Origin of the sequence: Caballeronia sp. LjRoot31, from assembly GCF_964253885.1 — a bacterium.
Classification (GTDB): domain Bacteria; phylum Pseudomonadota; class Gammaproteobacteria; order Burkholderiales; family Burkholderiaceae; genus Caballeronia.
Window position 1 is genome coordinate 2,323,896 of record NZ_CAXURX020000001.1, and the last position, 21,861, is coordinate 2,345,756.

Consider the following 21,861-nt stretch of genomic DNA (forward strand, 5'->3'; position numbering starts at 1 on the left):
ATAGACGGCCGCCGCGCAGATGAAAAATACGGATTGACGATGGATCAATCACATTGCGGTATGGAGCCAGTGAGCCGGGACAGCGGTGGAACACCAGCGTGCTCGAACGGAAGCCTCAGCCTTCGTCCAGCGCCGCCAGACTGCGAGCGCCCAGCCATGCGCCGGGTACAAGACGCCGTTGCACGTCCTGCACGATCAGCCCTTGAACGATCTCGCCCGCCGGCGTCAGCGGCAGCGATTCCGCGTGACACAGCCACAGATCCCGTTGCCATTCGTCGCCGTCAAGCGGCGTGGCTGTCAACCGGCCGGACGTGACCTGTTCGTGCACGGCGGACCAGGGCAAGACGGTTGCCCCCACGCCTCGTTCGACCCATGACACCAGCATGGACGTGGAGTTGACGACCGCGACCAGGTTGTAGTCGAGCTGCGCCGCCGCGAAGGCCCGATCCAGTTTTGTCCTGACGATATTCGGCGGGCTGATCAGCACCAGCGGCAACCGCGCCAGTTCGGCGAGGCTGCACGTCGAACCTATGCCGGCCATGTCCGGATGACGAATGAGGAACAATTGTTCGTTGAGCAGCGGCGTGCGCGTGAGTCCGCGAACCGGCTGGTCGAGGACAACGACGGCCAAATCCACCCGGCCCAGCAAAACCAGTCCGTATAGTTCCGACGACGAACTCTCGGTCAGCTCCAAAATAATGCCCGGGTAATGAGCGCGAAGCTCCTGGACTACATCGATTGCGATCAGGTGCGCGGTGCTGTGAGGCATACCGACCACGACCGTCCCGTTCGGCTGGCGCGCGTGCTGCGACAGCAACAACTTCGTGTTGTCGGCCTGGCGCACAAGGCCCTTCGCATGCCTGTAGAGCAACTCCCCCGAGGGCGTCACCTTCACGCCCTGCACGCTGCGGCTGAAGAGGCGCACGCCCAGTTCTTCTTCCAGATTCTTGATATGCAGGCTCAACGCAGGCTGCGCAATACACAGTGTCTCGGCTGCGCGCGTAATGCTTCCCGACTCCACGATCGACAGGAAATACCTCAACTGCTTCAGGTCCATCGATCACTCCCTCGACTTCATCGTCCATAACAAAAACACTATGGATGGATCGTAATTCAATATTTCCACGATGTCGCGCCTGCCGCTTATATTGCCCCTGGGCCGATGCAAGGGGCGTCTCTGCGCCGCTGTACGGACCCGATAAAAATATCCAAGGAGACAGGAGTGAACTCATCGAGTCGCGCTATCGGCGAAGCGCTGCCACGTAAAACGACGCTCAATCGCGAGCAGATCATTGGTTTCTGGGCGGCATGGTCGGGGTGGACGCTAGATGGCATGGACTCCGTGATTTTTGCGCTCGTGCTCGTGCCGGCGTTGAAAGAGTTGCTGCCGTTGTCGGGCTTCGCCGCCACGCCGGGCGTCATCGGTCTGGCCGGGTCGCTGATGTTCGCGTTGTTCCTGGTGGGCTGGGGTTTTTCGTACATATGGGGACCGCTTGCGGATCGCTTTGGCCGTGTGCGGGTGCTCGCGGCCACTACGCTGTTCTATGCGGTTTTTACGGGGCTCGCGGCTATCTCGCATAACGTCTGGGAGCTCGCGATCTTTCGTTTTCTCGCGGGTGTCGGCGTGGGTGGCGAATGGGCGCTGGCCGGTACGTATGTGGCGGAAGCATGGCCGGAAGACCGGCGGCGAGCAGGCGCGGGATATCTTCAAACCGGTTATTACGCGGGATTTTTCCTCGCCTCGGCTTTGAATTACACCATTGGTACACGATATGGCTGGCGGGTCATGTTCCTGTGCGGCTTGCTCCCCGTCATGGTCGCGCTGTACACCCTGCTCAAGGTCCGCGAACCGCGCAAATGGAAACGCACGCATGGCGATGCGCACGCTTCGGCGCCCAGCAAGCGGCCCTTACGCGATATTTTCTCCAAGCCTTACAGGCAGCGGACCATCGTGAACTCGGTGCTGGTGACGGTCGCCATTCTGGGGCTCTGGGGCGGCTCGATCTATCTGCCAACAGCCGTCATCCAGTTGGCGGAGCGGCAGGGAATCGACGCCATCACCGCGATCAAGCTGGCCTCCGCGACCACGGCCATTTATTCGATCGGTACGATCATCGGCTGTCTGATACTGCCTTTTCTCGCCGACCGCTACGGTCGCCGCCTGACACTTGCCGCTTATTACGCCACGGCCGCGCTGTTCCTGGTTGCAGGATTTGGCTGGGCGTTCTACCTTCATGCAGGACTGGTTCCGTTCATGGCGCTGTCGTTTTTTATCGGCCTGGGCGGGGGTAACGCGGCCATGTATGCGCTATGGTTGCCCGAGCAGTATCCGACCTCGATCCGCGCTACCGCATTCGCGTTTTCGACATCGATCGGGCGGTTTTTTGCAGCGGGCGTCAGTCTGTGCCTGGGCGTTGCCGTGAGCCATTTTGGAACGCTCGGCATACCGATTGCGCTGACCGCATCCATATTCGTTGTTGGAATCATCACGCTGCGATGGGCGATTGAAACACGCGGCCAACCGTTGCCCGACTGATCTTTGAACCATGACCGTGCGCGTGCAGGCAAGCCGATAACGCTTTCGATAACTGGCAGGAAACATGACGAATACCAGCACTACCCCAGGTTTTTCCTGCTCGCGGCACGACGGCGTGGTCACGATCCAGCTCACGCGTGTGGAACACCATAACCGCATCGATCCCGCCGATCTGGCCGGGCTCCGGGAAACGATTGCATCGGCGGCGAACGATGAAACAGCCATAGCGCTGGTCGTCACTGGAACCGGCGCGATCACGTTCAGTTCGGGCTATACGTTGTCGGCGCTGGCCGAGGGTAATATCGATGATTCGTTCGAAAGCTTCCTGAACGAGCTGGAAGCCTGCCCGCTGCCCACTGTCTGCGCGCTCAACGGCAGCGTCTATGGCGGAGCAACGGATCTTGCGCTGTGCTGCGATGTGCGCATCGGCGTAGAGGGCACGCGCATGTTCATGCCGGCTGCGCGTATCGGTTTGCATTATTACCCCGACGGCATGCGCCGATACGTTCGTGAGCTGGGACTCGCGCAGGCGAAACGGCTCTTTCTTACAGGCATGACGCTGGACGCGCCCGAGATGCTGCGCATCGGCTTCCTGACCGAGCTGGTCAAACCCGAACAACTGAGCTTGCGCACGGCGGAATACATCGATGCGCTTCGCGCTTGCGTGCCAGATACCGTGCGGTCGATGAAACGTCAGCTAACCGCTATCGCCAACGGTGACTCCACGCTTAGCGCCGACAGAACCGCTTATGAGCGCTCGCTTCAAAGTCCGGTTATCGCTCAACGCATCAAGCAACGCCGGGCGTGAATTATTTCAACGGTTCAAGCATGCCGAGCAACGTAGGAATCAACTCGCTGACCGTCGGATGAATATGCATCGCGCGTTGCAGCGTGGTGTACGGCGCATCGGCATTCATGATGTCGATGAACGTATGGATGGCTTCATCGGCCTCGATACCGAGCATGGCCGCGCCAAGGATCTTCTTCGTTTCGGCGTCGACCAGCACCTTCATGAAACCGTCGGTCTCGCCGCGTTCGCGTGCCCGGCCGACGCGCGACATCGGCATGGTGGCGATCAATGTACGCCGGCCGTCCTTGCGTACTTCCGTCTCGCTCATGCCCACACGCGCAAACGGTGGATCGACGAAAACGGCGTAGCACATGATGCGTGAATCGACGCTGCGCGCTTCGCCATCCACCACATTCGACGCGATGATTTCATAATCGTTGTACGACGTATGCGTGAATGCGCCGCGACCGTTGACATCGCCGAGGGCCCAGACGCCCTTCGTCCGGGTGCGAAGCTCTCCGTCCACATCGATCAAACCGTGCTTGTTCAACGCGATGCCGGCCAGCGCAAGCCCGAGATCATCCGTGTTCGGCATGCGCCCCGTCGCAAACAGCAAATGCGATGCTTCGATGCTCGCCCGATCCCGCATCAGCTCCCTCAATGTAATTCGAATCCCCTTGCCTGACGGTTCGAGCTTCGACGCTTCGGTGTTGAACAAAAATTCCACGCCCTCCCGCGACATGACCTTCTGGATCTGAACAGCAAAGTCCTTGTCCTCACGCGCCAGCACACGCTCGCCCCTGACGAGCACGGTCACGCGGCTGCCGAAACGCCGGAACATCTGCGCGAATTCCAGTGCGATATAACTTCCGCCGACAATCGCCAGATGCTCGGGCAACTCGCTCAATTCGAGGATGGTGGAATTCGTAAGATGTGAAACGCTGGCCAGCCCGTCGACTTCAGGAACCGTTGCGCGCGTGCCCGTATTGATGAAGATCGCGTCCGCGTCGAGCGCCTGCTGCTGGCCGTCGGGACCTGTCACGCTGATCGAATGCGGGCCGGTGAAGCGGCCGTGGCCGTTGAATACCACCACGCCAGGCGTACTGCGCAACCACCTTTCCACGCCTTCGCGTGACTCGGCGATCACGCCGTCCTTACGCGCCTTGACCCGCGCCAGGTCGACTCGCACTTCGCCTTCCACGATCACCCCGTAATCGCCTGCATGACGCGCGACGTGCGCTGCACGCGCGCTTGCCACGTAGGTCTTGGTCGGCGTGCAGCCCACGTTCACGCAGGTGCCGCCGAACAGATGCCGTTCGATCACGGCGGTCCGCCGGCCGCTCTCGGCCAGCTTGACGGCGAGCGGCCCGCCGCCTTGTCCGGTGCCGATCACGATGGCGTCGAAATGCTGTGACATCTGCTGTGACATGCGAGTCTCCCCAGTGAATGGTCAGGCCGAATCAGCGCGGAACAGTGAACAAACGTGGCGTTTTGGCATGGTAGCTCGCCATCGGCTATCGCGCTGCGCGAATAGCCCCGCCTTTCAGTGCGTTTTCCGCATGGGCGGGTCGAGTTTTAATCGCTTGTGGCCGAGTGTCACGCCGATAAAACTACCGCCATTCACGTCGCGGACGGCCGCGGCGCTTCACCTTTCCTGGCAATCACGATGCGCACCTACCGTAATTTCATCGATGGCCGTTTTGTCGAGCCGCAATCTGACGCTTTCTCTGATGTTGACAATCCCGCCACGTCGGACGTCATCGCGCGTGTCACGCTGGCTTCGCACGATGACGCGTTAAGCGCGGTGGAAGCCGCCTCGCGTGCGCAGAAAAAGTGGCGCGCACTGACGGCGATTGAGCGCGGTGAGCATCTGCGCCGTTTCGCCGATGCCATCGTCGAGCGCGCTCCGCAAATTGGCGCGGCGCTCGCGCTGGAGTCCGGCAAGAGCGTGGCCGATTCGGAGAACGAAGCCCGCTACGCCGCCGACATCACGCGGTATCACGCGGAATGGGCGCGCCGGATTGAAGGCGAAGTCATTCCCAGCGATACCCCGAACGAAAACCTCGTGCTGCATCGTGAACCGATTGGCGTAGTGGCCTGCCTGATACCGTTCAACTACCCGGTGTATACCCTTCTGCGCAAAGTCGCGCCCGCATTGATCACGGGCAATGCGGTGGTCGTACGGCCGAGCAACAACACGCCGGCGTCCGCATTCGAGATTGCGGAAGCCGCGCTTCAAGCGGGTCTGCCCGCAGGCATCTTCAACGTGCTCGCGATGGACCACGCCACCGCCGGCACAGTCTGCACGCATCCGGCAGTAGGCATGATCACATTGACCGGCAGCGTGAACGCCGGGCGCATCGTGCTCGATTATTGCAAGGCGAACATAGCGAAACCTTCTCTGGAACTCGGCGGCAAGGCGCCTGCGATCATCGAGCCGGATGCTGATCTTGAAGCGGCAGCAAGCGCAATCGTGGCGTCGAAGACGACGCATTGCGGGCAATTGTGTACCGCGATGGAACGCGTTTATGTCCACGCCAGCGTGCATGATCGTTTCGTCGAACTGCTGCGCGCGAAGATGCATGCTGTGAGTTCCGGCGATCGCTCGCAAGACGCATCGAAGATGGGTCCGCTGGTCAGCCGCTCGGCACAGCGCAACATCCACGCGATGGTTGAGCGCGCCGTTGCCGAGGGCGCGACGGTCGCCACCGGCGGCGTGTTGCCCGAAGGCCCTGGCTATTTCTATCCGGCAACACTGCTGGTCAATTGCCGGCACGACATGGAAATTGTCCGCGAAGAAATCTTTGGACCGGTGCTGCCGGTGATCTCGTACAACACGCTCGACGACGCCCTCGCGATGGCCAACGACCATCAATACGGTTTGTCTTCGGTGCTGTACACCGAGAACTATCGCACCGCGATGCGCGTGGCAAACGAGATTGAAGCCGGCGAACTGTATGTGAACCGCACGCCCGCTGATCCCTACCAAGGCTTTCACGCCGGCTGGAAACGCTCAGGCCTGGGCGGTGACGACGGCAAGCACGGCATGCTCGAATTCACGCAGACGCGTCTCGTCATCATGAAGTACTGACCACCTCATCACCTACTCGAACATTTATAAAAACGGCGTTCATTGCGAGCAGCCGAAGGAGACTTATTGTGGAAAAATCCTTGACCGGCATCACCCCGTCAATCGCAGATAAAACGCGTGCGCAGCGATACATGCAGCTTTTGCTGCTGGTGATCGCCGCTGGCGCGATTTATCCGCTGCTGTATTTGCGTCAGGTCTACCAGACGCCGATGCTCGAGTTTTTTCATATCGACAATAGCCAGCTTGGTTATCTGTATTCGATACTCGGCACCGTTTTCCTGATCAGTTATTTGCCGAGCGGCTGGCTTGCCGACCGCATCGCACCGCGTTTCCTGATCTGCTTTTCGTTGATTGCTACCGGCGGTCTCGGACTGGTCTATTCGACGGCGCCCAGCTTCCCCGTTTTACTCGCCGTGTTCTGCTGCTGGGGACTGACCACCGGCCTGACCTTCTGGGCTTCCATCCTGAAGCGCGTAAAGACGATTGCCGCGCACGACGAACAAGGCCGGTTCTTCGGCTTGCTCGACGGCGGACGCGGCCTGATCGAAGCGTTGCTCGCGACTGTCGCGCTGGTGATCTTTGCGACCGCCACGGAGAAGCATGGCCTGCCGACGAACGTAGGCTTCAAATACGTCGTGTACCTGTATTCGGGCGTCTGTATCGCGCTGGGATTGCTGATGGCGATGGTGAAAGAACCGCCCGCAACGGCGCTGGAAAAACAGCAAGCGGCAGACAATCTCAAGCAAAACCATTCGCTGTGGCGCGATCTCCTCACGCTGATGCGCATTCCGCAACTCTGGCTGATGGCGGCCATTGTGTTCTGCGGTTATCAGATCTTCTGGGCCACCTATAGCTTCTCGGCTTACCTGCAAGTCGGCGACCTGAAGATGACCGTGGTCATGGCCGGCACGCTCACCACGCTCAAGCTCTGGATGCGCCCGATTGGCGGTATTGGTGGCGGCTATCTCGGTGATCGTTTCTCTACGCTCGGCGTGTTGACCACTGCCCTGTTTCTCGCAGCGCTGGGATTGGTCGCACTGGTCGTGCTGCCCACGCTCGGCCATATCGATCCGCGTGCGGGCGTTGCAATGATCGCCGTCGTAGTGCTGCTGATCGGCATCCTGACGTACGCCATTCGCGGGCTCTATTGGTCGCTGCTCGACCAATGCGGCATTCCGCTGCGTATAACGGGCCTGGCGATTGGCCTCGTTTCGCTGATCGGTTATTCACCCGACGTGTTCCTGCCACTCGTGAACGGCTGGACTACTGAGCATTTCCCTGGCCTCCTCGGTTACCAGTTCTACTTCTCTTACATCGCTGCGATCAGCGTGATTGGCGGCATCGCCGCACTCGCGCTCAAGCGCATGCGCACGACCGTTGCAAAGGACGTCCTCCAATGAAAATCGTCTCCCTCGAAACGCATTTCGTCGCCGTGCCGCCGCCGCATTTGGGCGGCATGTACTGGATCTTCGTGAAGCTGAAAACCGCTTGCGGGATTGAAGGCGTGGGCGAAATTTATTCGGCGACGTTCCATCCGAAAGCGATGGCGCACATTATCGACGACGTGTTTGGACGGTATCTGCAAGACCACGATCCGCATCACGTGGAGCGTTTTTTCCGCGAAGCGTATTCAAGCGGCTTCACGCAACGCCCCGACCTCACGATGATGGGCGTCGTCAGCGGCCTTGAAATGGCGTGCTGGGACATCATTGGCAAGGCAGCGGACAAGCCGGTGTATGAATTGCTGGGCGGTCTCGTCAACGAACGGCTGCGTTCGTATACCTACCTCTATCCGAAGAACGCCGCGGGCGAATACGACTACGACGATGTCGATCTCGCTGCTGAATGTGCGGTGCAGAACGCGGACATCGGATTTACCGCGGTCAAGTTCGACCCCGCCGGTCCGTACACCGCATACTCAGGTCATCAGCTTTCGCTCGACGTTCTGGAACGCTGCGAGACCTTCTGCAAGCGCATCCGTGAAGCTGTTGGTAACCGATGCGACCTGCTGTTCGGCACACACGGGCAGATGGTGCCGTCGTCCGCTATCCGGCTCGCGCAACGCCTTGAAAAATATGATCCGCTGTGGTTCGAAGAGCCCGTCCCGCCCGGTCAGGAAGAGGCGATGGCGCAAGTCTCCCGGCACACCAGCATTCCCATTGCTGCCGGTGAACGCCTCACGACCAAGTATGAGTTCTTCAAGCTGCTGCAAGCAGGTGCGGCGTCCATTTTGCAGTTGAATGTCGCGCGCTGCGGCGGCTTGCTCGAAGGCAAGAAAATCGCTGCCCTCGCCGAAGTTTATTACGCGCAGATCGCTCCGCATTTGTACAACGGACCCATTGGCGCAGCCGCGAGCATCCAGCTCGCCGCCTGCACGCCTAACTTCCTGATCCAGGAAAGCATCGGCACGTGGGACGGTTTTCACGCGGAGATTCTCAAGACGCCGATTCAATGGGAAGACGGTTATATCGTGCCGTCGAAGGCGCCGGGGCTGGGCGTGGAATTGAACATGGACGTCGTGCGTGCCCATTCTCCTTACACCGGCGAACGTCTGCATCTGCAGATGGCGTCCAAGCCTGCCAATGTCCGGGATACGTCTCCGGCCAAAGGCTGAGGCCGAGTACATAACATGACTTACGACTACATCATCGTTGGCGCGGGATCGGCCGGCTGCATTCTCGCCGAGCGGCTGTCCGCGTCGGGACAATACTCCGTGCTTGTACTCGAAGCGGGTGGCAAGGCCGATTCGTTCTGGTTCAAGATTCCAGTCGGGTTTGCCAAGACCTACTATGATCCGGCCTGCAACTGGATGTATTACACCGAGCCGGAAGCACAGTTGGCGGACCGGAAAATCTATGCACCGCGCGGCAAGGTGCAAGGCGGCTCGGGCTCCATCAACGCGATGATCTACGTGCGTGGCGCACCGCGCGATTTCGACGACTGGGCCGCTGCGGGAAACGCTGGCTGGTCGTACAAGGACGTGCTGCCGTATTTCCGCAAGCTGGAAACACACGAGGCCGGGGACACTGCCGTGCATGGCGCGAGCGGCCCGATCCACGTGACATCGATGAAACGTGGTATTCACGCCATCACGCGCCACTTCCTCGATGCCTGCGATGAACTCAAGATTCCGCGCAATAACGACTTCAACGGCGCGAAGATCGAAGGTGCCGGCGTCTACGATGTAAACACCCACAAAGGCCAGCGTGCGTCGAGCAACGTGGCGTATCTGGAACCGGCACTGAAGCGCTCGAACGTGCATATCGAACATCACGCGCTGACTTCGCGCGTACTGTTCGATGGACTGCGTGCCAAGGGCGTCGAGGTATCGCAAAACGGCGTCAAGAAGACGTTCCACGCCGCACGCGAAGTGCTTTTGTGCGCGGGTGCGGTTGACACGCCAAAGCTGCTGCAACTCTCGGGCATCGGTCCGAAGGCACTGCTTGAGCGCCACGGGATTCCCGTCCTGCATGCGCTTCCCGCCGTCGGCCAGAACCTGCAGGATCATCTCTGCGCGAGCTACTACTATCGCGCGAATATGCCTACGCTGAATGGCGATTTCGGTTCGCTGCTCGGCAAGCTGAAGCTCGGTCTGCAATATCTGTTGACGCGCAAAGGGCCGCTTGCGATGAGCGTGAATCAGGCCGGTGGATTCTTCAGCACCGACCCGGCCAGCCCGCTCGCGAACCTGCAGCTTTACTTCAATCCGTTGTCGTACCGGATTCCGAAATCGAACCGCTCGCAGCTCACGCCCGAGCCGTATCCCGGCTTCCTGCTCGCGTTCAATCCGTGCCGGCCGACGAGCCGCGGATCGATCGAGATCGCGTCGGCGAACGCAAACGATGCTGCGTTGATTCACGCGAACTATCTGACGACGCAAAAGGATATAGATGAAGTGATCCAGGGCAGCCGGCTGATCCGCTCGATCATGCAGGCCCCTGCGTTGCGCGCGGTCACGGTGGAAGAAACGCTGCCGGGCGCGTCAGTCGTGCCCGATGGCGACGAGGCTTCCATGCTGCAGTATTTCCGCGAGAACAGCGGCTCGATCTATCACTTGTGTGGATCGTGCGCGATGGGCCCGGACCCGCAGACCGCAGTAGTCGATGACCGTCTGCGGGTGCATGGCATCGAGGCATTGCGGATCGTCGATGCGTCCATTTTCCCGAACGTCACGTCCGGCAATATCAATGCACCCGTGATGATGGTGGCTGAAAAAGGCGCGCAAATGATTCTCGCCGATGCCGCCACACCCACCTTCGTTCAACGCGAAGCGCTTGCCGCCGCTTCGGCCTGAAGCCACTGCTGGAAAAGCCGCTGCGTCCCGCTTGCACGCTGCTCGGGACGCAGCACGAACCAGTACGACTGGCGCCCTTCCACCTCCACATCCAGCACCTGCCGCAATTGCCCGGACGCCAGTTCGGCCGCGATCATGTGACGATCGGCAATGGTGATGCCCATGCCGTCAACTGCGGCTTGTATCGATAAATCGAGCAGGTCGAATTCGTGACCGTTGTCCGTGTCCACGCCTTCTATACGCGCGGCGTCCAGCCAGTGTTGCCAGGTCAGATACCGCTGATCTTCGCCCGATAGAACATGCAACAAGGTGAAGCGGTTCAGCTCCACCGGCGTATCCACGCCTTCACGATCCAGCAACGCGGGCGACGCCACCGCGATATGCCGCTCGTGCATCAGCAAGGTACTTTCAAGGTTATTCCATTCGCCATCGCCGAAACGCACCGCGCAGTCGAGCCGGTTCGAATCCGTGAGGCCATCGTCCACACGCGTGGTAATGCTCAGGTCGAGTTGCGGAAACGCCTCGCGCAGGCGCCCGAGGCGCGGCACCAGCCAGCGCGCGGCAAAGGTCGGCGGGACATTGATGCGCAAGCGGTTGACATCATTTTTCTGGCCGATCGCGCGGACGGTCAGTTCGATCTTGTCGAAGGATTGTTGCAACGCGCGCAGCAACACGCGGCCGCTGGGCGTGAGGACGAGATGCTGATGACGGCGGGAAAACAGCGTCTCGCCAAGCTGCTCCTCAAGTTGCCGGACCTGCCGGCTGACCGCGCTTTGCGTGACGTTGAGCAGCGCGGCTGCACGGGTGAAGCTGCCGGTGGTACCGGCCGCCTCGAAGGCTTTGAGCGCATTCAGCGCGGGCATTTTACGTTTCACGGCGGATCGGAAAGTTCGTTGTCTCGTTGGCGCGTTGACACATGAGCCCGGGGCGGCGAGCATCGGTTGAGCGCACGTTCGCGTGATCTTACTCAGCCATCCGTTCGAACTGTAGCGGTTTGACATCCTCACGCCGGATCGATGGAAGGATCGATGGAATATGCGTACGCCATTATCCGTTCATTGCATGCTCGTGCCACGGGCGGAACCGCTCAATGAAACATACCGGAGAACTGCATGCCCGCTGGATCAACCACCCCGAATACGCCAGGCCTGGAACGCTATTCGAAGCCCTCGATTTTCTTTCATTGGGCCATTGTCGTCCTGATCGCGCTGGCTTATTTCGCCATCGAGATCCGCGGACCCAAAGGCAGCGACAGCCGCATTTTCTGGAACAACGTGCATTTCTGGTGCGGCACGCTGGTGTTATCGCTGGCTGTGCTCCGCCTGGCATGGCGCTTGTGGCACGGCGCACCCGCGGAGATCGCCGACGCTCGCGTGCTCACTTTCCTTGCTCGCCTGGTCCACCTCGCGCTATACGTGTTCATTTTTGCGCAGCCTTTACTCGGAATCCTGATGATCAACCTGGGCGGGCATCCGGTGACGCTCGCCGGGCTGGGCTGGCAGATACAGCTCGTCGGTGCCGATCCGGTCGCACGGCCCGTCATCAAGGAAGCCCATGAGTTTCTTGGGAATTTGTTCTACTGGGTCATCGGCGCGCACGCGTTAGCGGCGATCGGACATCATGTAGTGCTCAAGGACGGCACATTGCGGCGCATGCTGTAACGCAGGGCCGAAGCGTTTCGGCGATGCCATAACGGCAAAGCCTGTGGCATGCCTCTTGCTCCTGTTCGAGTACGCTGCATTTACCTCAGGCTCTCATGACCGAAACGATATGGTTTCTCGTCGTTGGCGGTGTTCTCATTTTCATGGGGCTTGCCAGTTCGACGTTCAAACAACTGCCGATCAGCAGCGCCATGGTGTATCTCGCCATTGGTTTCGGGCTGGGTCCGTTTGGCATCGGCCTGCTGAAGATCGATCTGCTGGGCGAAGCCACCCTGCTGCGCCGGATTACCGAAGTCGCCATGCTGGTGTCACTATTCGCGATCGGGCTGCGGCTGCGCGTGCCGCCCACCGACCGCATCTGGCTCTTGCCCCTGCGCCTCGGTTTGGTCGCGATGGTGGCAACGGTCGCCATCATGACACTGGCAGGCGTCTATCTGCTGCATATGAACTGGGGACCTGCGCTACTGATCGCCGCGATGCTCGCCCCCACCGATCCCGTGCTCGCCCATGACGTGCAAGTGCAGGTTCCCGGCGATATCGACTTGCTGCGCTTCTCGCTCACCGGCGAAGGCGGTTTGAACGACGGCATTGCGCTGCCGTTTGCGTTGCTGGGAATCGCGGTATGCAACTATGAGGTATCGCCCCAGCAGGCGCTGAGCTGGCATTTCGCCGGCGATGCCCTCTGGGGTGTCGCCGGTGCGTTGGCCGTGGGCTGGCTGCTGGGAGACCTCGCGGTACGGCTGATTGCGTGGCTGCGCACTCGCCATGGCCTGGCTCTCGGACCCGAAGGTTTTTATGCGCTGGGCTTGATCGCGCTCGCGTATGGCGTCGCCGAATTGATCCATACGTATGCGTTCCTGGCCGTGTTCGCGGCGGGCCTCGCGATGCGGCGCGTCGAGCAAAAGGCCAGCGGTGACAAGTCGGCGCATGAAGCGGTGGGTGTGATCGATACCGAGGACGTTGGCGCCACCGCCTCCGATCCCGATCGAGCGCATGCGTTTGTCGCGGAACGGGTGCTCGGCTTCACGATAGAACTCGAGCGAATCGCGGAAGTCGCGGTGATGCTGATGGTAGGCAGCGTGCTCGCCAATGTTTGGGACCGGCTGTTTACGTGGCAAGGTGCCGCGGTAATCGGGCTGTTGTTTTTCGTAGCGCGGCCGGTGTCGGTGCAGGCTTCGTTGCTGGGTTCATCGGCGACGCGCTCGCAGCGCTTGCTCACCAGTTGGTTCGGGATTCGCGGCGTTGGGTCGTTTTATTACCTGACGTACGCGTTGGAGCATGCGCCTCGCAGCGTTGCCGAAACGCTTGCGCCGCTGGTGCTGGGAGTGATCGCGGCGTCGGTGATCCTGCATGGCATTACCTCGACGCCGCTGATGAATCGATACAGGAGAAGTTGATCTGCCGGTCTACCGGATTTGGTCAGGCAAAGCGATGGTTGACCGCTCACTTCGCCCCACGCTCAAAACCGGCAGACCGAGCGAAGCCTCAGGCAGCCTCTAGTTGCCGGACAACGCCCAGCGTGCTCGCACCTTCGTACAACTGTCCGAACCGGTTCGCCAAAAACGCTTCCAGGGGCACCTGCTCCTGCCGGATAAAGCCGCTCTGCGGCAACATGCCTTCACGGAACAGATCGAGTTCCGCGCAGATCGCGCCGGCGGTCGTGATCTGGATCGCGCTCATTGGCACGCCGCATACGTTCTTCGCGAAGATCTTGCGCGTGAATACATCTTGCACAAGGCGCCCGTCGCGCATGCCTGTTGCCGTGACGAATACCAGCACGACGTCCTGCGCCGTTACCGGGATGGCACGCCGCAACATCGCCTTCAATCCGTCGCGATCACTCGACATGCGCAAGTCGTCGAGCAGGAACTTCATCAACTCGCGATGCCCGGGATACCGCACCGACTTGTAATCCAGCGTCTCCACCTTGCCGGCCAGCGTTTCGCATAGCGTACCCAGCCCGCCCGATGTATTGAACGCCTCGTACTCGGTGCCATCGAGTGAAAAATGCTCCAGCCCTTCCAGCGGCTGTACCCATTGCGTACTGCCGTCGCGGATAGCCTCGCACGGCTGGCAATACTCGTTGATCAACCCATCGATGCTCCAGGTCAGGTTGTATTTCAACGCGTTGGTCGGAAACTCAGGCAACGCGCCAACCCGCATCTTGACCTCACGCACCTCGGCGAAGCGCTTCGCCAGATCGTGCGCCACGATGCCGATGAACCCCGGCGCCAGGCCGCATTGCGGCATGAAGGCGTGGCTGGAATTGTCGGCGATCGTGCGGATCGCGTGGGTTGCCCGCACGTCTTCAGTCAGGTCGAAGTAATGCACGCCGGCCGCTTTCGCCGCCGTTGCGACGGTCACGGCGAGGTAATACGGCATCGCGTTGAGGAGTGCGTCGAAGCCTTGCAGTGCGAGACGCAGTGCGTTCGCGTCGGCGGAATCGACGCGGCGGGTGGGAATGCCCTGCGCTTCAAGCAGGTCGAGCGCGTGGGCATCGCGATCGAAAACGACCACGTCGTAGTCGCCGGTTTCACGCAGTAAATGAGCAATGCTCTGGCCAATCAGGCCGGCGCCGATGAGGGCAATTTTCATGTTTATCTCCTTGATGGGCGGTCAACAGGCAATCTCCGGCCATCAGTTTAGGAGCGCATGAATATTGATAAAAGACACAAAATGATGCGAATCGACTATCAGATTCGACGTTTTGACGACCCCATGCGACAAATTGTATGAAATCGCCTGGTTAACTCTGCCGAACGGATCTTTTAACCCAGGCCGCCGCGATCAACCTTGCGGGCGAGAATGATCGATGTCGTCGTGCGTTCAACGCCTTCCAGGCCGCCGATTTCATCGAGCAGATCGTTCAGCCGGTCGGGGGAATCCGCCCGCAGCCACGCAACATAATCGAACTCGCCGCTCACCGCGCAGAGCAGTTGCATCTCGGGCATCCTGGCGAAGCGCTTCTGCACGTCGCGGCCATACTTCGGCGCCAGTTTGATGCCCACGTAGGCCTGGATACTGGCATCGAGTACATCTTGTCCCAGCCGGACGCCATACCCCGCAATCACGCCGGTTTTCTCAAGCCGCGCAAGCCGGGCGATCACCGTCGTGCGCGCAATGCCGAGTTGACGCGCAAGCTCGGACACGCTTTCGCGGGCATTCACCTGCAAAGACGCGACAAGATTCCGGTCGATGTCGTCGAGCTGATCGAGGCGCGGCGGTCGCATGGAGGGTGATCCTTTTGTTTGATTTTGTTTAAACCAGCGAAACTGAGGCATGAAATCATGAACGACTTCATGCGCGTAACAAAGCATGACAAAGCCATGAAAAAGCAAAGACATTAAAACACGAGCGCATCAAACTGCGCCTGCCCTCGCTTGTTGGTTAAACTCCTACCACTACGGACCCGGATTGCTCCTTCATCGCATTTTTTTCGCGGACGTATCGGTTGTAAGCAGTTGTGGCAACCCGAGCAACACCGTGCGCTAACGTGATATTAATAGCGGCGTCGGCCAAACATCACACGTTATCTTTTCCGTGTATTGCTTGCCCCTTCTCAATGGACCCAAGGTGTCACCCATGAAAAAAACATTCGTTGCATTGGCTGCCTCGCTGGCCCTTTCCACGGCTTTCGCCCAATCGTCCGCTCCGGCAGCGCCCGCGGGCGCATCGGCACCAGATACGGCACGCAGCCAGGCGCGTGAGGCGCGCGTCGAGCAACGCATTTCGGAACTGCATGCCAAGCTGAAGATCACCCCTGCCCAGGACGAGCAATGGAACAAGTTCGCCGACGTCATGCGCGACAACGGCCACACAATGGGTGATCTGTACCGTCAGCGCATTGCGCTGGGCGACAACACAAGCGCGCTCGACGACATGAAGCAGTACGAGCAGATCACGCAAGCACACGCGGACGGTACGAAGCGTCTGGTCGAGGCTTTCGAGCCGCTGTACGCAAGCCTTTCGCCGGAGCAAAAGAAACTCGCCGACGCAAGCTTCCACCAGTCGAGCAAGCCGGGCGCGCATAAAGGCCGCGCGCCGCATCGCAAGGCGCCGGCAGCCGCAGCGGCTGATGGTGCTTCGACCACCAAGCCGTAAGCTTGCGGTAACTGCTTGATCTGAATGCCGGACTTCACGCGGGTCATGCCCGTGGTGAGCTCGTGAAAAAGCGCCCGCTTCGAGATTTCGATGCGGGCGCTTTCACATGGCGGTATGCATAACGGGGAGCTTGGCGTTACGATCGCGGATTATTATCGTTTCAGCGTTTTCCACGACATCCGCATGACGCCAATCACCCTTACCCACCTCGACCTCACCGCTGACCCCGCCGCGCATCGCGTGGTGAAAGACGAAACCGTCGCGGTCGAGTTTGCTGAAGAACCCGGCTCGCTGATGAGCCTGGAAGGCCCGAACCGCTATGCTCCCGGCGATGCGTTGATCACGGGCGCTACCGGCGAGCGCTGGGTGGTATCGCGGGATCGGTTCGATGCCAAGTACGTCGCGCACGACGGCGTCACGCATGGCCACGCCGGTGCGTACCGGAACGTGCCAGTCGCGGTCCTGGCGAAACAAATGCACGAAGCGTTTTCAATCGCGCGTTCTGAAGCCGGCGATGTGCTTCACGGCGAAGGGGGCGACTGGGTCATGCAATACGCGCCGGGCGACTACGGGGTAGTCAAGGCGGCCCGTTTCGCGAAGGTTTATAAGCGCGCTTGATAAGCGCGTAGGTAGCGCAGGGCTTGGCCCGGCTGCATCCAGGCTCACGCGAAATCTTCACCTATATCGATCTCCACCGTGCGCGGCACAGTTTCTCCGCCCGCGTACATCTCCTCGAGCGAGCCGAGCGTGGCTTCCACATAGGCACGTAGCACCGCATAGCTACGCGCGTGCAGCCGCGGCGGCATCGCCCTGTAACGCGCGAGCGCGGCGGGATCGAAACGGATATCGATGGCAATGCGGCGCGCCGTTGCACCGAAGCGCATTGCCACGTAATGAATCACGAGGGATAGCTGGCCGTCGTCGCCCGGGCGCTCGGAAAATTGCGTCTGCTCCGGGAATAGGTCGCTGACCACGCGCGCCAGCAATTCGATATCGGCGCTCGGACAGTCGTATTGATATTCGTCGTCCATCTCAGTTCCCCGCCTTCGCGCGCGCGGCTCGATTCGCGGCTGCCGCCACGCCCAGGAAATAGCGCCGAAGTGCGCGCATCACGATCAACCCGAACACGAGATACACGGCGTCGGCGGCGAGCAGCGGAATCAAGCGCGCCTGATACAGCGCAACCGGCAATGCGATCAGCGCGTGCGCAACAATCATGAACGGCAGCGTGAAGCGGAAACGCTCGCGCAGCATATGCCACATTCCCACCGACAACCCCACCTGGAACACGAACGCCGCCGCCCGCTCGACCAGGAACAACGCGGCGGATTCCGGCGTAAGACTGCCGAGCACGGCGTGCAGCCGCAGCAGCGACTCGGCCGGGACGCTCGTGAAATATTGATCGAGCATGCCGCGATCGGCGAGCAACGCGTAGAGGATCCACTGCAGTTGCACCAGCACGCCGACGAGCCACGCTTCGGCCCCGCCGTGGCCGATTCCATAGCCGAGCGCCGTACCCGGCCGCTGCAATGAAGCTGGATCGCGTCTGATCAGCCATTTCATACCGATGAAGCGCCCGATTTCTTCGCACAGACCCGTGGCAAGCGCGCCGTAGACCACGAAAATGGCCGGATTCATCAGCAAGCCGACCGTGGTCGCGTGGCTCAGGACGAGCCCGTGCAGGCCACGTTCGATCACCATCGAAAACAGTGCGAAGACCGCGATCCCGACAATCACGTCGCGCCGCTCGAAACCAAACCGGGGTTTTGTCTTGCGATACAACCAGATAGGCAACGCGGCAATCAGCAGCGTCGCGAGGGTGATACAGACCAGCGTCAAGGCACTTACCATTAATTAAATTCCCTCAAGAACTATGTGCCGCCATTATTTGTTGGTGCTGATGTCGATGTCCGCACGATCAGTTCGCCCGGCAGAAGGCATTCTCGCGCCGCCATGACCGCACCTTCAATGCGCTCATGCAGGAACTCGACGGCGCGCTCGCCTATGGTATAGGTCGGCTGGCGCACGGTGGTCATGCCGGCGAGTTCGGCCCACTCGGAGTCATCGATACTCATCAGCGCCACCCGCCGCTGCCAGTCGGCGCCATGAAGCGCCTTCAGATGCAGCGCGACCCGCAATGCTACCGGCGCGTTCGCCGCAAACAGCGCTACGCGGCGATTCCGCCGTTGCGCGGCGTCAATACGCGCGTCAATTTCAGCAAGGGTTTCGTCATTATCCAGATCGAGCACGATCGTGGCGCCTGACACGCCAGAAACGCCGAGCGCGCCGATAGTGTCACGAAATGCCGCTTCGCGCACGCGTCGCGAGCTGACCTGCGCGTACGGCTGGACGACAAACAGCAGTTCATCGAAACCCTGGCTCACGAGATGACGGATCGCCATCCGTACCGCTTCAGTGTTGTCCAGCCCGACCATATCGGTCACGAGCCCGTCGACAGAGCGGTCCACCAGCACGACCGGCACACCGCCGCGAGCAAGCGTTTCCAGCGTCTCCTCCTTCACGCCGAGCGCATTCACAATCACGCCTTCCACACGATACGTGCTCAGTAATTGCAGGTATCGCCGCTCCAGATCGACCTCGTTCGCCGCATGGCAGATCAGCGGCATATAACCGTACGCGTGACAAGCTGCTTCCACGCCCTGCAGTACCTCGACCGAGTACGGATTCGTCAGGTCCGCGACGAGCATCCCGACCAGCCGGTTGCGCCCGCGTTTAAGCCCGCGCGCCATCTGGTTCGGACGGTAATCGAGCTTCGCGATTGCCTCTTCTATGCGCTCGCGCAATTGCGTCGACAACACGCCCGTCTCGCCGTTCAAATATCGCGAAATGCTGGTCTTGCCGGTGCCTGCTTCGCGCGCGACGTCGGTGATGGTCGCACGCCGGTCATTCGAAAAATTGTCTCTTGCCATGTTCTCGTTCGACATCCGATAAGAACAAAGCGCGCCAAGGCGCGCTTTGTTCAATGCAGCGAGCTTGCCTCAAGCCGCTCAGCGCTTCAATGCTTCCGGATTCACCATGTTGTTCGTCAGCGTGCCATTCAACGCGCCGATCAGGTTCTCAGCGGCGTTCTTGTTCATCGCGTGGCGGGTTTCATGCGTGGCCGAGCCAATATGCGGCAGCGCCACCACGTTCTTCAGCTTGAGCAATGGCGAGTCGGCAGGCAGCGGTTCTTCCACGAACACATCGAGACCCGCACCGAGGATCGTACCGTCCTGCAACGCCTGAATCAGCGCGTCTTCATCTACTGTCGGTCCGCGCGATGCGTTGATCAGGATCGCGCTGCGCTTCATCTTCTTCAGTTGCTCGGCGCCAATCAGATTGCGCGTTTCAGCGGTTAGCGGCACTTGCAGCAGCACGAAATCGGAGGTGGCGAGCAACGCGTCCAGATCGACTTTCTTCGCGCCGTAGTCACGTTCAGCCTGCGCATTCGGGCTGCGGTTCGTGTACAGCACGTTCATCCTGAAGCCGAGCGACGCGCGCCGCGCGACCGCGCCGCCAATCCGTCCCAACCCGATGATACCGAGCGTCTTGCCCTGCACATCGACACCAAAACAGTCTTCGCCGATGCTCTTCGTCCACTTGCCCGCCTTCACCCATTCCGCGAGTTCCACCACGCGGCGCGCGCTTGCGAGGATCAGCGCGAAGACCGTATCCGCCGTCGATTCCGTCAGCACGTCCGGCGTATTCGTGAGCAGGATGCCGCGGCGGTTCAGGTCGGCGATATCGAAGGCATCGAAACCTACCGACACCGTCGCCAGCGCCTTCAGCTTCGTCGCCCCTTCGAGCATGGCTGACGTAATCGGCACGCCCGCGCCGATCGCGCCATGGGCCTCTTTCAACGCCGCCACGAAGACGTCGTGCTGCTTCGGGTCGACGGTCGTGACCTCCGCGTGTTCATGCAGATACGCGAGCACGTCCGCGGGCAACAGCTTATACGCGACGATTTTCTTTTTCATCGAAACAGGTCCTGTGGAGTCAAGAAGGTTGGGGATCTCTCAAACGTCTCAAGCGTGTCTAAAGCATTTCAAGCACGTGTAGCCAGTTTAGCGGCGGGCGCGACCGGCTGCGGTTTCACGATCAGCGTCAGTATGACGGCCGCGACCAGCGCGGCGCTCATGAACACATACGACGCCGCCGGCGACCCCGTCGCGCCGTTCAAATACCCGACCACATACGATCCGACGAAAGATCCAAGCGCGCCCATGCTGTTGATCAGCGCCATTGCGCCGCCCGCCACGTTTTTGGGCAGTAACTCGGGCACGATCGCGAAGAACGGGCCGTAAGGCGCGTACATAGCCGCGCCCGCGATCACGAGCAAAGTATAGGAGCCCCAGAAACTCGTCGATCCAAGCAGGTACGATCCTGCGAAAGCGAACGCGCCAATCAGCAGGAACGGCCATACGAACAACTTACGGCGCTCGAGTTTGTCCGACGCCCAGGAAGCCGCGATCATCGCAATAGTCGCCGCGAGATACGGTACGGCCGAGAGCCAGCCCGTCTCGACCATGCCGAACGTGGAAGCGTTCTTGAGAATCGACGGCAGCCACAACACGAAGCCGTACACACCGATGCTCCAGCAGAAATATTGCGCGGACAGCTTGATCACCGCGGGCGACTTGAACGCCTCGCCATAGTTCTTGACCGGTTTGATCGTCGCTTGTTCCGCGCGCAGCGTGTTGTCCAGATCGCGTTTTTCCTGGTCGGAAAGCCATTGAACTTGCGCCGGCTTGTCCTGCACGATGAACCACCAGATCACCGCCCAGATGATGGCCGGCGCGCCCTCCACCACGAACATGTGACGCCAGCCGAATGAATTGATCAGATAACCCGAAACCACCGACATCCACAGCACCGTCACCGGATTGCCGAGGATCAGGAAGGTGTTGGCGCGCGAGCGCTCGGATTTCGTGAACCAGTTGGAGATGAAAATCAGCATCGCGGGCATCACGGCCGCTTCCACGACACCAAGCATGAAACGAAGCACCATCAACGAAGGGATGTTGGTGACCACGCCCGTCAGCGCCGCGCAGCCGCCCCACAGGATCAGGCTCACAAACACGAGCTTCTTCACGCTGCGACGCTCGGCATAGATCGCGCCGGGAATCTGGAAGAAGAAATAGCCGAGAAAGAACAATGCGCCGATCAGCGATGCCAGCCCGTGGCTGATGCCGAGATCGTGATTGATCCCGGCCGCCGAAGCGAAGCCGAAGTTCGCCCGGTCGAGATACGCGAGGCTGTACGTGATGAACACGATCGGCATGATCGTCCACCAGCGGCGCACCGCGAGCGCGGGCTTATGGGTGTTGGCACTGGCTGGCTGCATGATTGTCTCCGTCCCTGGCTCGTTTGTTCTGTGAAGGGGCTATG

General features: G+C 60.4%; 20 protein-coding genes. 10 read left to right on the plus strand and 10 right to left on the minus strand.

The window, feature by feature from the left end:
- Positions 1 to 115: 115 nt before the first annotated feature.
- Positions 116 to 1,057 (minus strand): LysR family transcriptional regulator, encoded by a 942-nt coding sequence (locus ACSQ8V_RS10270; protein WP_436205657.1) that lies wholly within the window; start codon positions 1,055 to 1,057, stop codon positions 116 to 118.
- A gap of 165 nt (positions 1,058 to 1,222) precedes the next feature.
- Here ACSQ8V_RS10270 and ACSQ8V_RS10275 point away from each other — a divergent pair, with 165 nt between their 5' ends.
- Together ACSQ8V_RS10275 and ACSQ8V_RS10280 are read left to right on the plus strand one after the other, a co-directional pair.
- Positions 1,223 to 2,536: an MFS transporter gene (locus ACSQ8V_RS10275; protein WP_436205658.1), complete on the plus strand. Its 1,314-nt coding sequence runs from the start codon at positions 1,223 to 1,225 to the stop codon at positions 2,534 to 2,536.
- Positions 2,537 to 2,600: 64 nt separating this feature from the next.
- Positions 2,601 to 3,344, plus strand: a complete 744-nt coding sequence (locus tag ACSQ8V_RS10280) for an enoyl-CoA hydratase/isomerase family protein (protein ID WP_436205659.1) — start codon at positions 2,601 to 2,603, stop codon at positions 3,342 to 3,344.
- Position 3,345: 1 nt separating this feature from the next.
- Here ACSQ8V_RS10280 and ACSQ8V_RS10285 read toward each other — a convergent pair whose 3' ends face one another.
- Positions 3,346 to 4,743: an FAD-containing oxidoreductase gene (locus tag ACSQ8V_RS10285; RefSeq protein WP_436206633.1), complete on the minus strand. Its 1,398-nt coding sequence runs from the start codon at positions 4,741 to 4,743 to the stop codon at positions 3,346 to 3,348.
- 249 nt (positions 4,744 to 4,992) lie between these two features.
- Here ACSQ8V_RS10285 and aldA point away from each other — a divergent pair, with 249 nt between their 5' ends.
- From aldA to ACSQ8V_RS10305, 4 genes are all read left to right on the plus strand, one after another.
- A complete protein-coding gene (gene aldA / locus ACSQ8V_RS10290; RefSeq protein ID WP_436205660.1) occupies positions 4,993 to 6,417 on the plus strand; it encodes an aldehyde dehydrogenase in 1,425 nt (474 codons plus the stop codon).
- Positions 6,418 to 6,485: 68 nt separating this feature from the next.
- Positions 6,486 to 7,817 (plus strand): MFS transporter, encoded by a 1,332-nt coding sequence (locus tag ACSQ8V_RS10295; protein ID WP_436205661.1) that lies wholly within the window; start codon positions 6,486 to 6,488, stop codon positions 7,815 to 7,817.
- Complete coding sequence (locus ACSQ8V_RS10300) at positions 7,814 to 9,031, plus strand: mandelate racemase/muconate lactonizing enzyme family protein (RefSeq protein ID WP_436205662.1); 1,218 nt, start codon at positions 7,814 to 7,816, stop codon at positions 9,029 to 9,031. The genes ACSQ8V_RS10295 and ACSQ8V_RS10300 overlap by 4 nt, the downstream gene beginning before the upstream one ends.
- A 15-nt stretch (positions 9,032 to 9,046) precedes the next feature.
- Positions 9,047 to 10,711 (plus strand): GMC family oxidoreductase, encoded by a 1,665-nt coding sequence (locus ACSQ8V_RS10305; protein ID WP_436205663.1) that lies wholly within the window; start codon positions 9,047 to 9,049, stop codon positions 10,709 to 10,711.
- Here the strand turns inward: ACSQ8V_RS10305 and ACSQ8V_RS10310 are convergent.
- Positions 10,678 to 11,574 carry a LysR substrate-binding domain-containing protein gene (locus ACSQ8V_RS10310; protein ID WP_436206634.1) on the minus strand — a complete coding sequence of 299 codons (897 nt, stop codon included), beginning with the start codon at positions 11,572 to 11,574 and terminating at the stop codon, positions 10,678 to 10,680. The genes ACSQ8V_RS10305 and ACSQ8V_RS10310 overlap by 34 nt on opposite strands.
- Before the next feature lie 249 nt (positions 11,575 to 11,823).
- On the opposite strand from ACSQ8V_RS10310, the gene ACSQ8V_RS10315 reads away from it, so the two are divergent.
- Both ACSQ8V_RS10315 and ACSQ8V_RS10320 read left to right on the plus strand, forming a co-directional pair.
- On the plus strand, positions 11,824 to 12,372 hold the full coding sequence (locus ACSQ8V_RS10315) for a cytochrome b (RefSeq protein ID WP_436205664.1): 549 nt from the start codon (positions 11,824 to 11,826) through the stop codon (positions 12,370 to 12,372).
- Between the two features lie 95 nt (positions 12,373 to 12,467).
- A complete protein-coding gene (locus ACSQ8V_RS10320; RefSeq protein WP_436205665.1) occupies positions 12,468 to 13,769 on the plus strand; it encodes a cation:proton antiporter in 1,302 nt (433 codons plus the stop codon).
- An 88-nt stretch (positions 13,770 to 13,857) separates the two neighbouring features.
- On the opposite strand, the gene ACSQ8V_RS10325 is transcribed toward ACSQ8V_RS10320, so the two are convergent.
- Positions 13,858 to 14,967, minus strand: a complete 1,110-nt coding sequence (locus ACSQ8V_RS10325) for a saccharopine dehydrogenase C-terminal domain-containing protein (RefSeq protein WP_436205666.1) — start codon at positions 14,965 to 14,967, stop codon at positions 13,858 to 13,860.
- 173 nt (positions 14,968 to 15,140) lie between these two features.
- A complete protein-coding gene (locus ACSQ8V_RS10330) occupies positions 15,141 to 15,602 on the minus strand; it encodes an Lrp/AsnC family transcriptional regulator (protein WP_031356349.1) in 462 nt (153 codons plus the stop codon).
- Positions 15,603 to 15,954: 352 nt separating this feature from the next.
- Between ACSQ8V_RS10330 and ACSQ8V_RS10335 the strand changes: the two genes are divergently transcribed.
- Together ACSQ8V_RS10335 and ACSQ8V_RS10340 are read left to right on the plus strand one after the other, a co-directional pair.
- On the plus strand, positions 15,955 to 16,473 hold the full coding sequence (locus tag ACSQ8V_RS10335; protein WP_436181846.1) for a Spy/CpxP family protein refolding chaperone: 519 nt from the start codon (positions 15,955 to 15,957) through the stop codon (positions 16,471 to 16,473).
- A gap of 183 nt (positions 16,474 to 16,656) precedes the next feature.
- Positions 16,657 to 17,091 (plus strand): PGDYG domain-containing protein, encoded by a 435-nt coding sequence (locus ACSQ8V_RS10340; RefSeq protein ID WP_213761460.1) that lies wholly within the window; start codon positions 16,657 to 16,659, stop codon positions 17,089 to 17,091.
- Positions 17,092 to 17,135: 44 nt separating this feature from the next.
- On the opposite strand, the gene ACSQ8V_RS10345 is transcribed toward ACSQ8V_RS10340, so the two are convergent.
- The 5 genes from ACSQ8V_RS10345 to ACSQ8V_RS10365 form a co-directional block, all read right to left on the minus strand.
- A complete protein-coding gene (locus ACSQ8V_RS10345; protein ID WP_089163775.1) occupies positions 17,136 to 17,504 on the minus strand; it encodes a DUF3022 domain-containing protein in 369 nt (122 codons plus the stop codon).
- Position 17,505: 1 nt separating this feature from the next.
- The gene (locus tag ACSQ8V_RS10350; protein ID WP_213761461.1) at positions 17,506 to 18,324 is read right to left on the minus strand and encodes a YhfC family intramembrane metalloprotease; all 819 of its coding nucleotides are present in this window, start codon (positions 18,322 to 18,324) and stop codon (positions 17,506 to 17,508) included.
- A gap of 20 nt (positions 18,325 to 18,344) precedes the next feature.
- Positions 18,345 to 19,403: a LacI family DNA-binding transcriptional regulator gene (locus ACSQ8V_RS10355; RefSeq protein ID WP_213761462.1), complete on the minus strand. Its 1,059-nt coding sequence runs from the start codon at positions 19,401 to 19,403 to the stop codon at positions 18,345 to 18,347.
- Between the two features lie 78 nt (positions 19,404 to 19,481).
- Complete coding sequence (locus ACSQ8V_RS10360) at positions 19,482 to 20,450, minus strand: NAD(P)-dependent oxidoreductase (protein ID WP_436205667.1); 969 nt, start codon at positions 20,448 to 20,450, stop codon at positions 19,482 to 19,484.
- Between the two features lie 68 nt (positions 20,451 to 20,518).
- The gene (locus ACSQ8V_RS10365) at positions 20,519 to 21,817 is read right to left on the minus strand and encodes an MFS transporter (protein WP_436205668.1); all 1,299 of its coding nucleotides are present in this window, start codon (positions 21,815 to 21,817) and stop codon (positions 20,519 to 20,521) included.
- Between the last annotated feature and the right edge of the window lie 44 nt (positions 21,818 to 21,861).

Coding starts and splice junctions, on each gene's coding strand:
- ACSQ8V_RS10355 (WP_213761462.1), bottom strand. CDS start 19,403: ATGGCAAGAGACAATTTTTCGAATGACCGGCGTGCGACCATCACCGAC.
- ACSQ8V_RS10285 (WP_436206633.1), bottom strand. CDS start 4,743: ATGTCACAGCATTTCGACGCCATCGTGATCGGCACCGGACAAGGCGGC.
- ACSQ8V_RS10305 (WP_436205663.1), top strand. CDS start 9,047: ATGACTTACGACTACATCATCGTTGGCGCGGGATCGGCCGGCTGCATT.
- ACSQ8V_RS10280 (WP_436205659.1), top strand. CDS start 2,601: ATGACGAATACCAGCACTACCCCAGGTTTTTCCTGCTCGCGGCACGAC.
- ACSQ8V_RS10345 (WP_089163775.1), bottom strand. CDS start 17,504: ATGGACGACGAATATCAATACGACTGTCCGAGCGCCGATATCGAATTG.
- ACSQ8V_RS10360 (WP_436205667.1), bottom strand. CDS start 20,450: ATGAAAAAGAAAATCGTCGCGTATAAGCTGTTGCCCGCGGACGTGCTC.
- aldA (WP_436205660.1), top strand. CDS start 4,993: ATGCGCACCTACCGTAATTTCATCGATGGCCGTTTTGTCGAGCCGCAA.
- ACSQ8V_RS10320 (WP_436205665.1), top strand. CDS start 12,468: ATGACCGAAACGATATGGTTTCTCGTCGTTGGCGGTGTTCTCATTTTC.
- ACSQ8V_RS10340 (WP_213761460.1), top strand. CDS start 16,657: ATGACGCCAATCACCCTTACCCACCTCGACCTCACCGCTGACCCCGCC.
- ACSQ8V_RS10300 (WP_436205662.1), top strand. CDS start 7,814: ATGAAAATCGTCTCCCTCGAAACGCATTTCGTCGCCGTGCCGCCGCCG.
- ACSQ8V_RS10330 (WP_031356349.1), bottom strand. CDS start 15,602: ATGCGACCGCCGCGCCTCGATCAGCTCGACGACATCGACCGGAATCTT.
- ACSQ8V_RS10270 (WP_436205657.1), bottom strand. CDS start 1,057: ATGGACCTGAAGCAGTTGAGGTATTTCCTGTCGATCGTGGAGTCGGGA.
- ACSQ8V_RS10365 (WP_436205668.1), bottom strand. CDS start 21,817: ATGCAGCCAGCCAGTGCCAACACCCATAAGCCCGCGCTCGCGGTGCGC.
- ACSQ8V_RS10335 (WP_436181846.1), top strand. CDS start 15,955: ATGAAAAAAACATTCGTTGCATTGGCTGCCTCGCTGGCCCTTTCCACG.
- ACSQ8V_RS10310 (WP_436206634.1), bottom strand. CDS start 11,574: ATGCCCGCGCTGAATGCGCTCAAAGCCTTCGAGGCGGCCGGTACCACC.
- ACSQ8V_RS10350 (WP_213761461.1), bottom strand. CDS start 18,324: ATGGTAAGTGCCTTGACGCTGGTCTGTATCACCCTCGCGACGCTGCTG.
- ACSQ8V_RS10315 (WP_436205664.1), top strand. CDS start 11,824: ATGCCCGCTGGATCAACCACCCCGAATACGCCAGGCCTGGAACGCTAT.
- ACSQ8V_RS10325 (WP_436205666.1), bottom strand. CDS start 14,967: ATGAAAATTGCCCTCATCGGCGCCGGCCTGATTGGCCAGAGCATTGCT.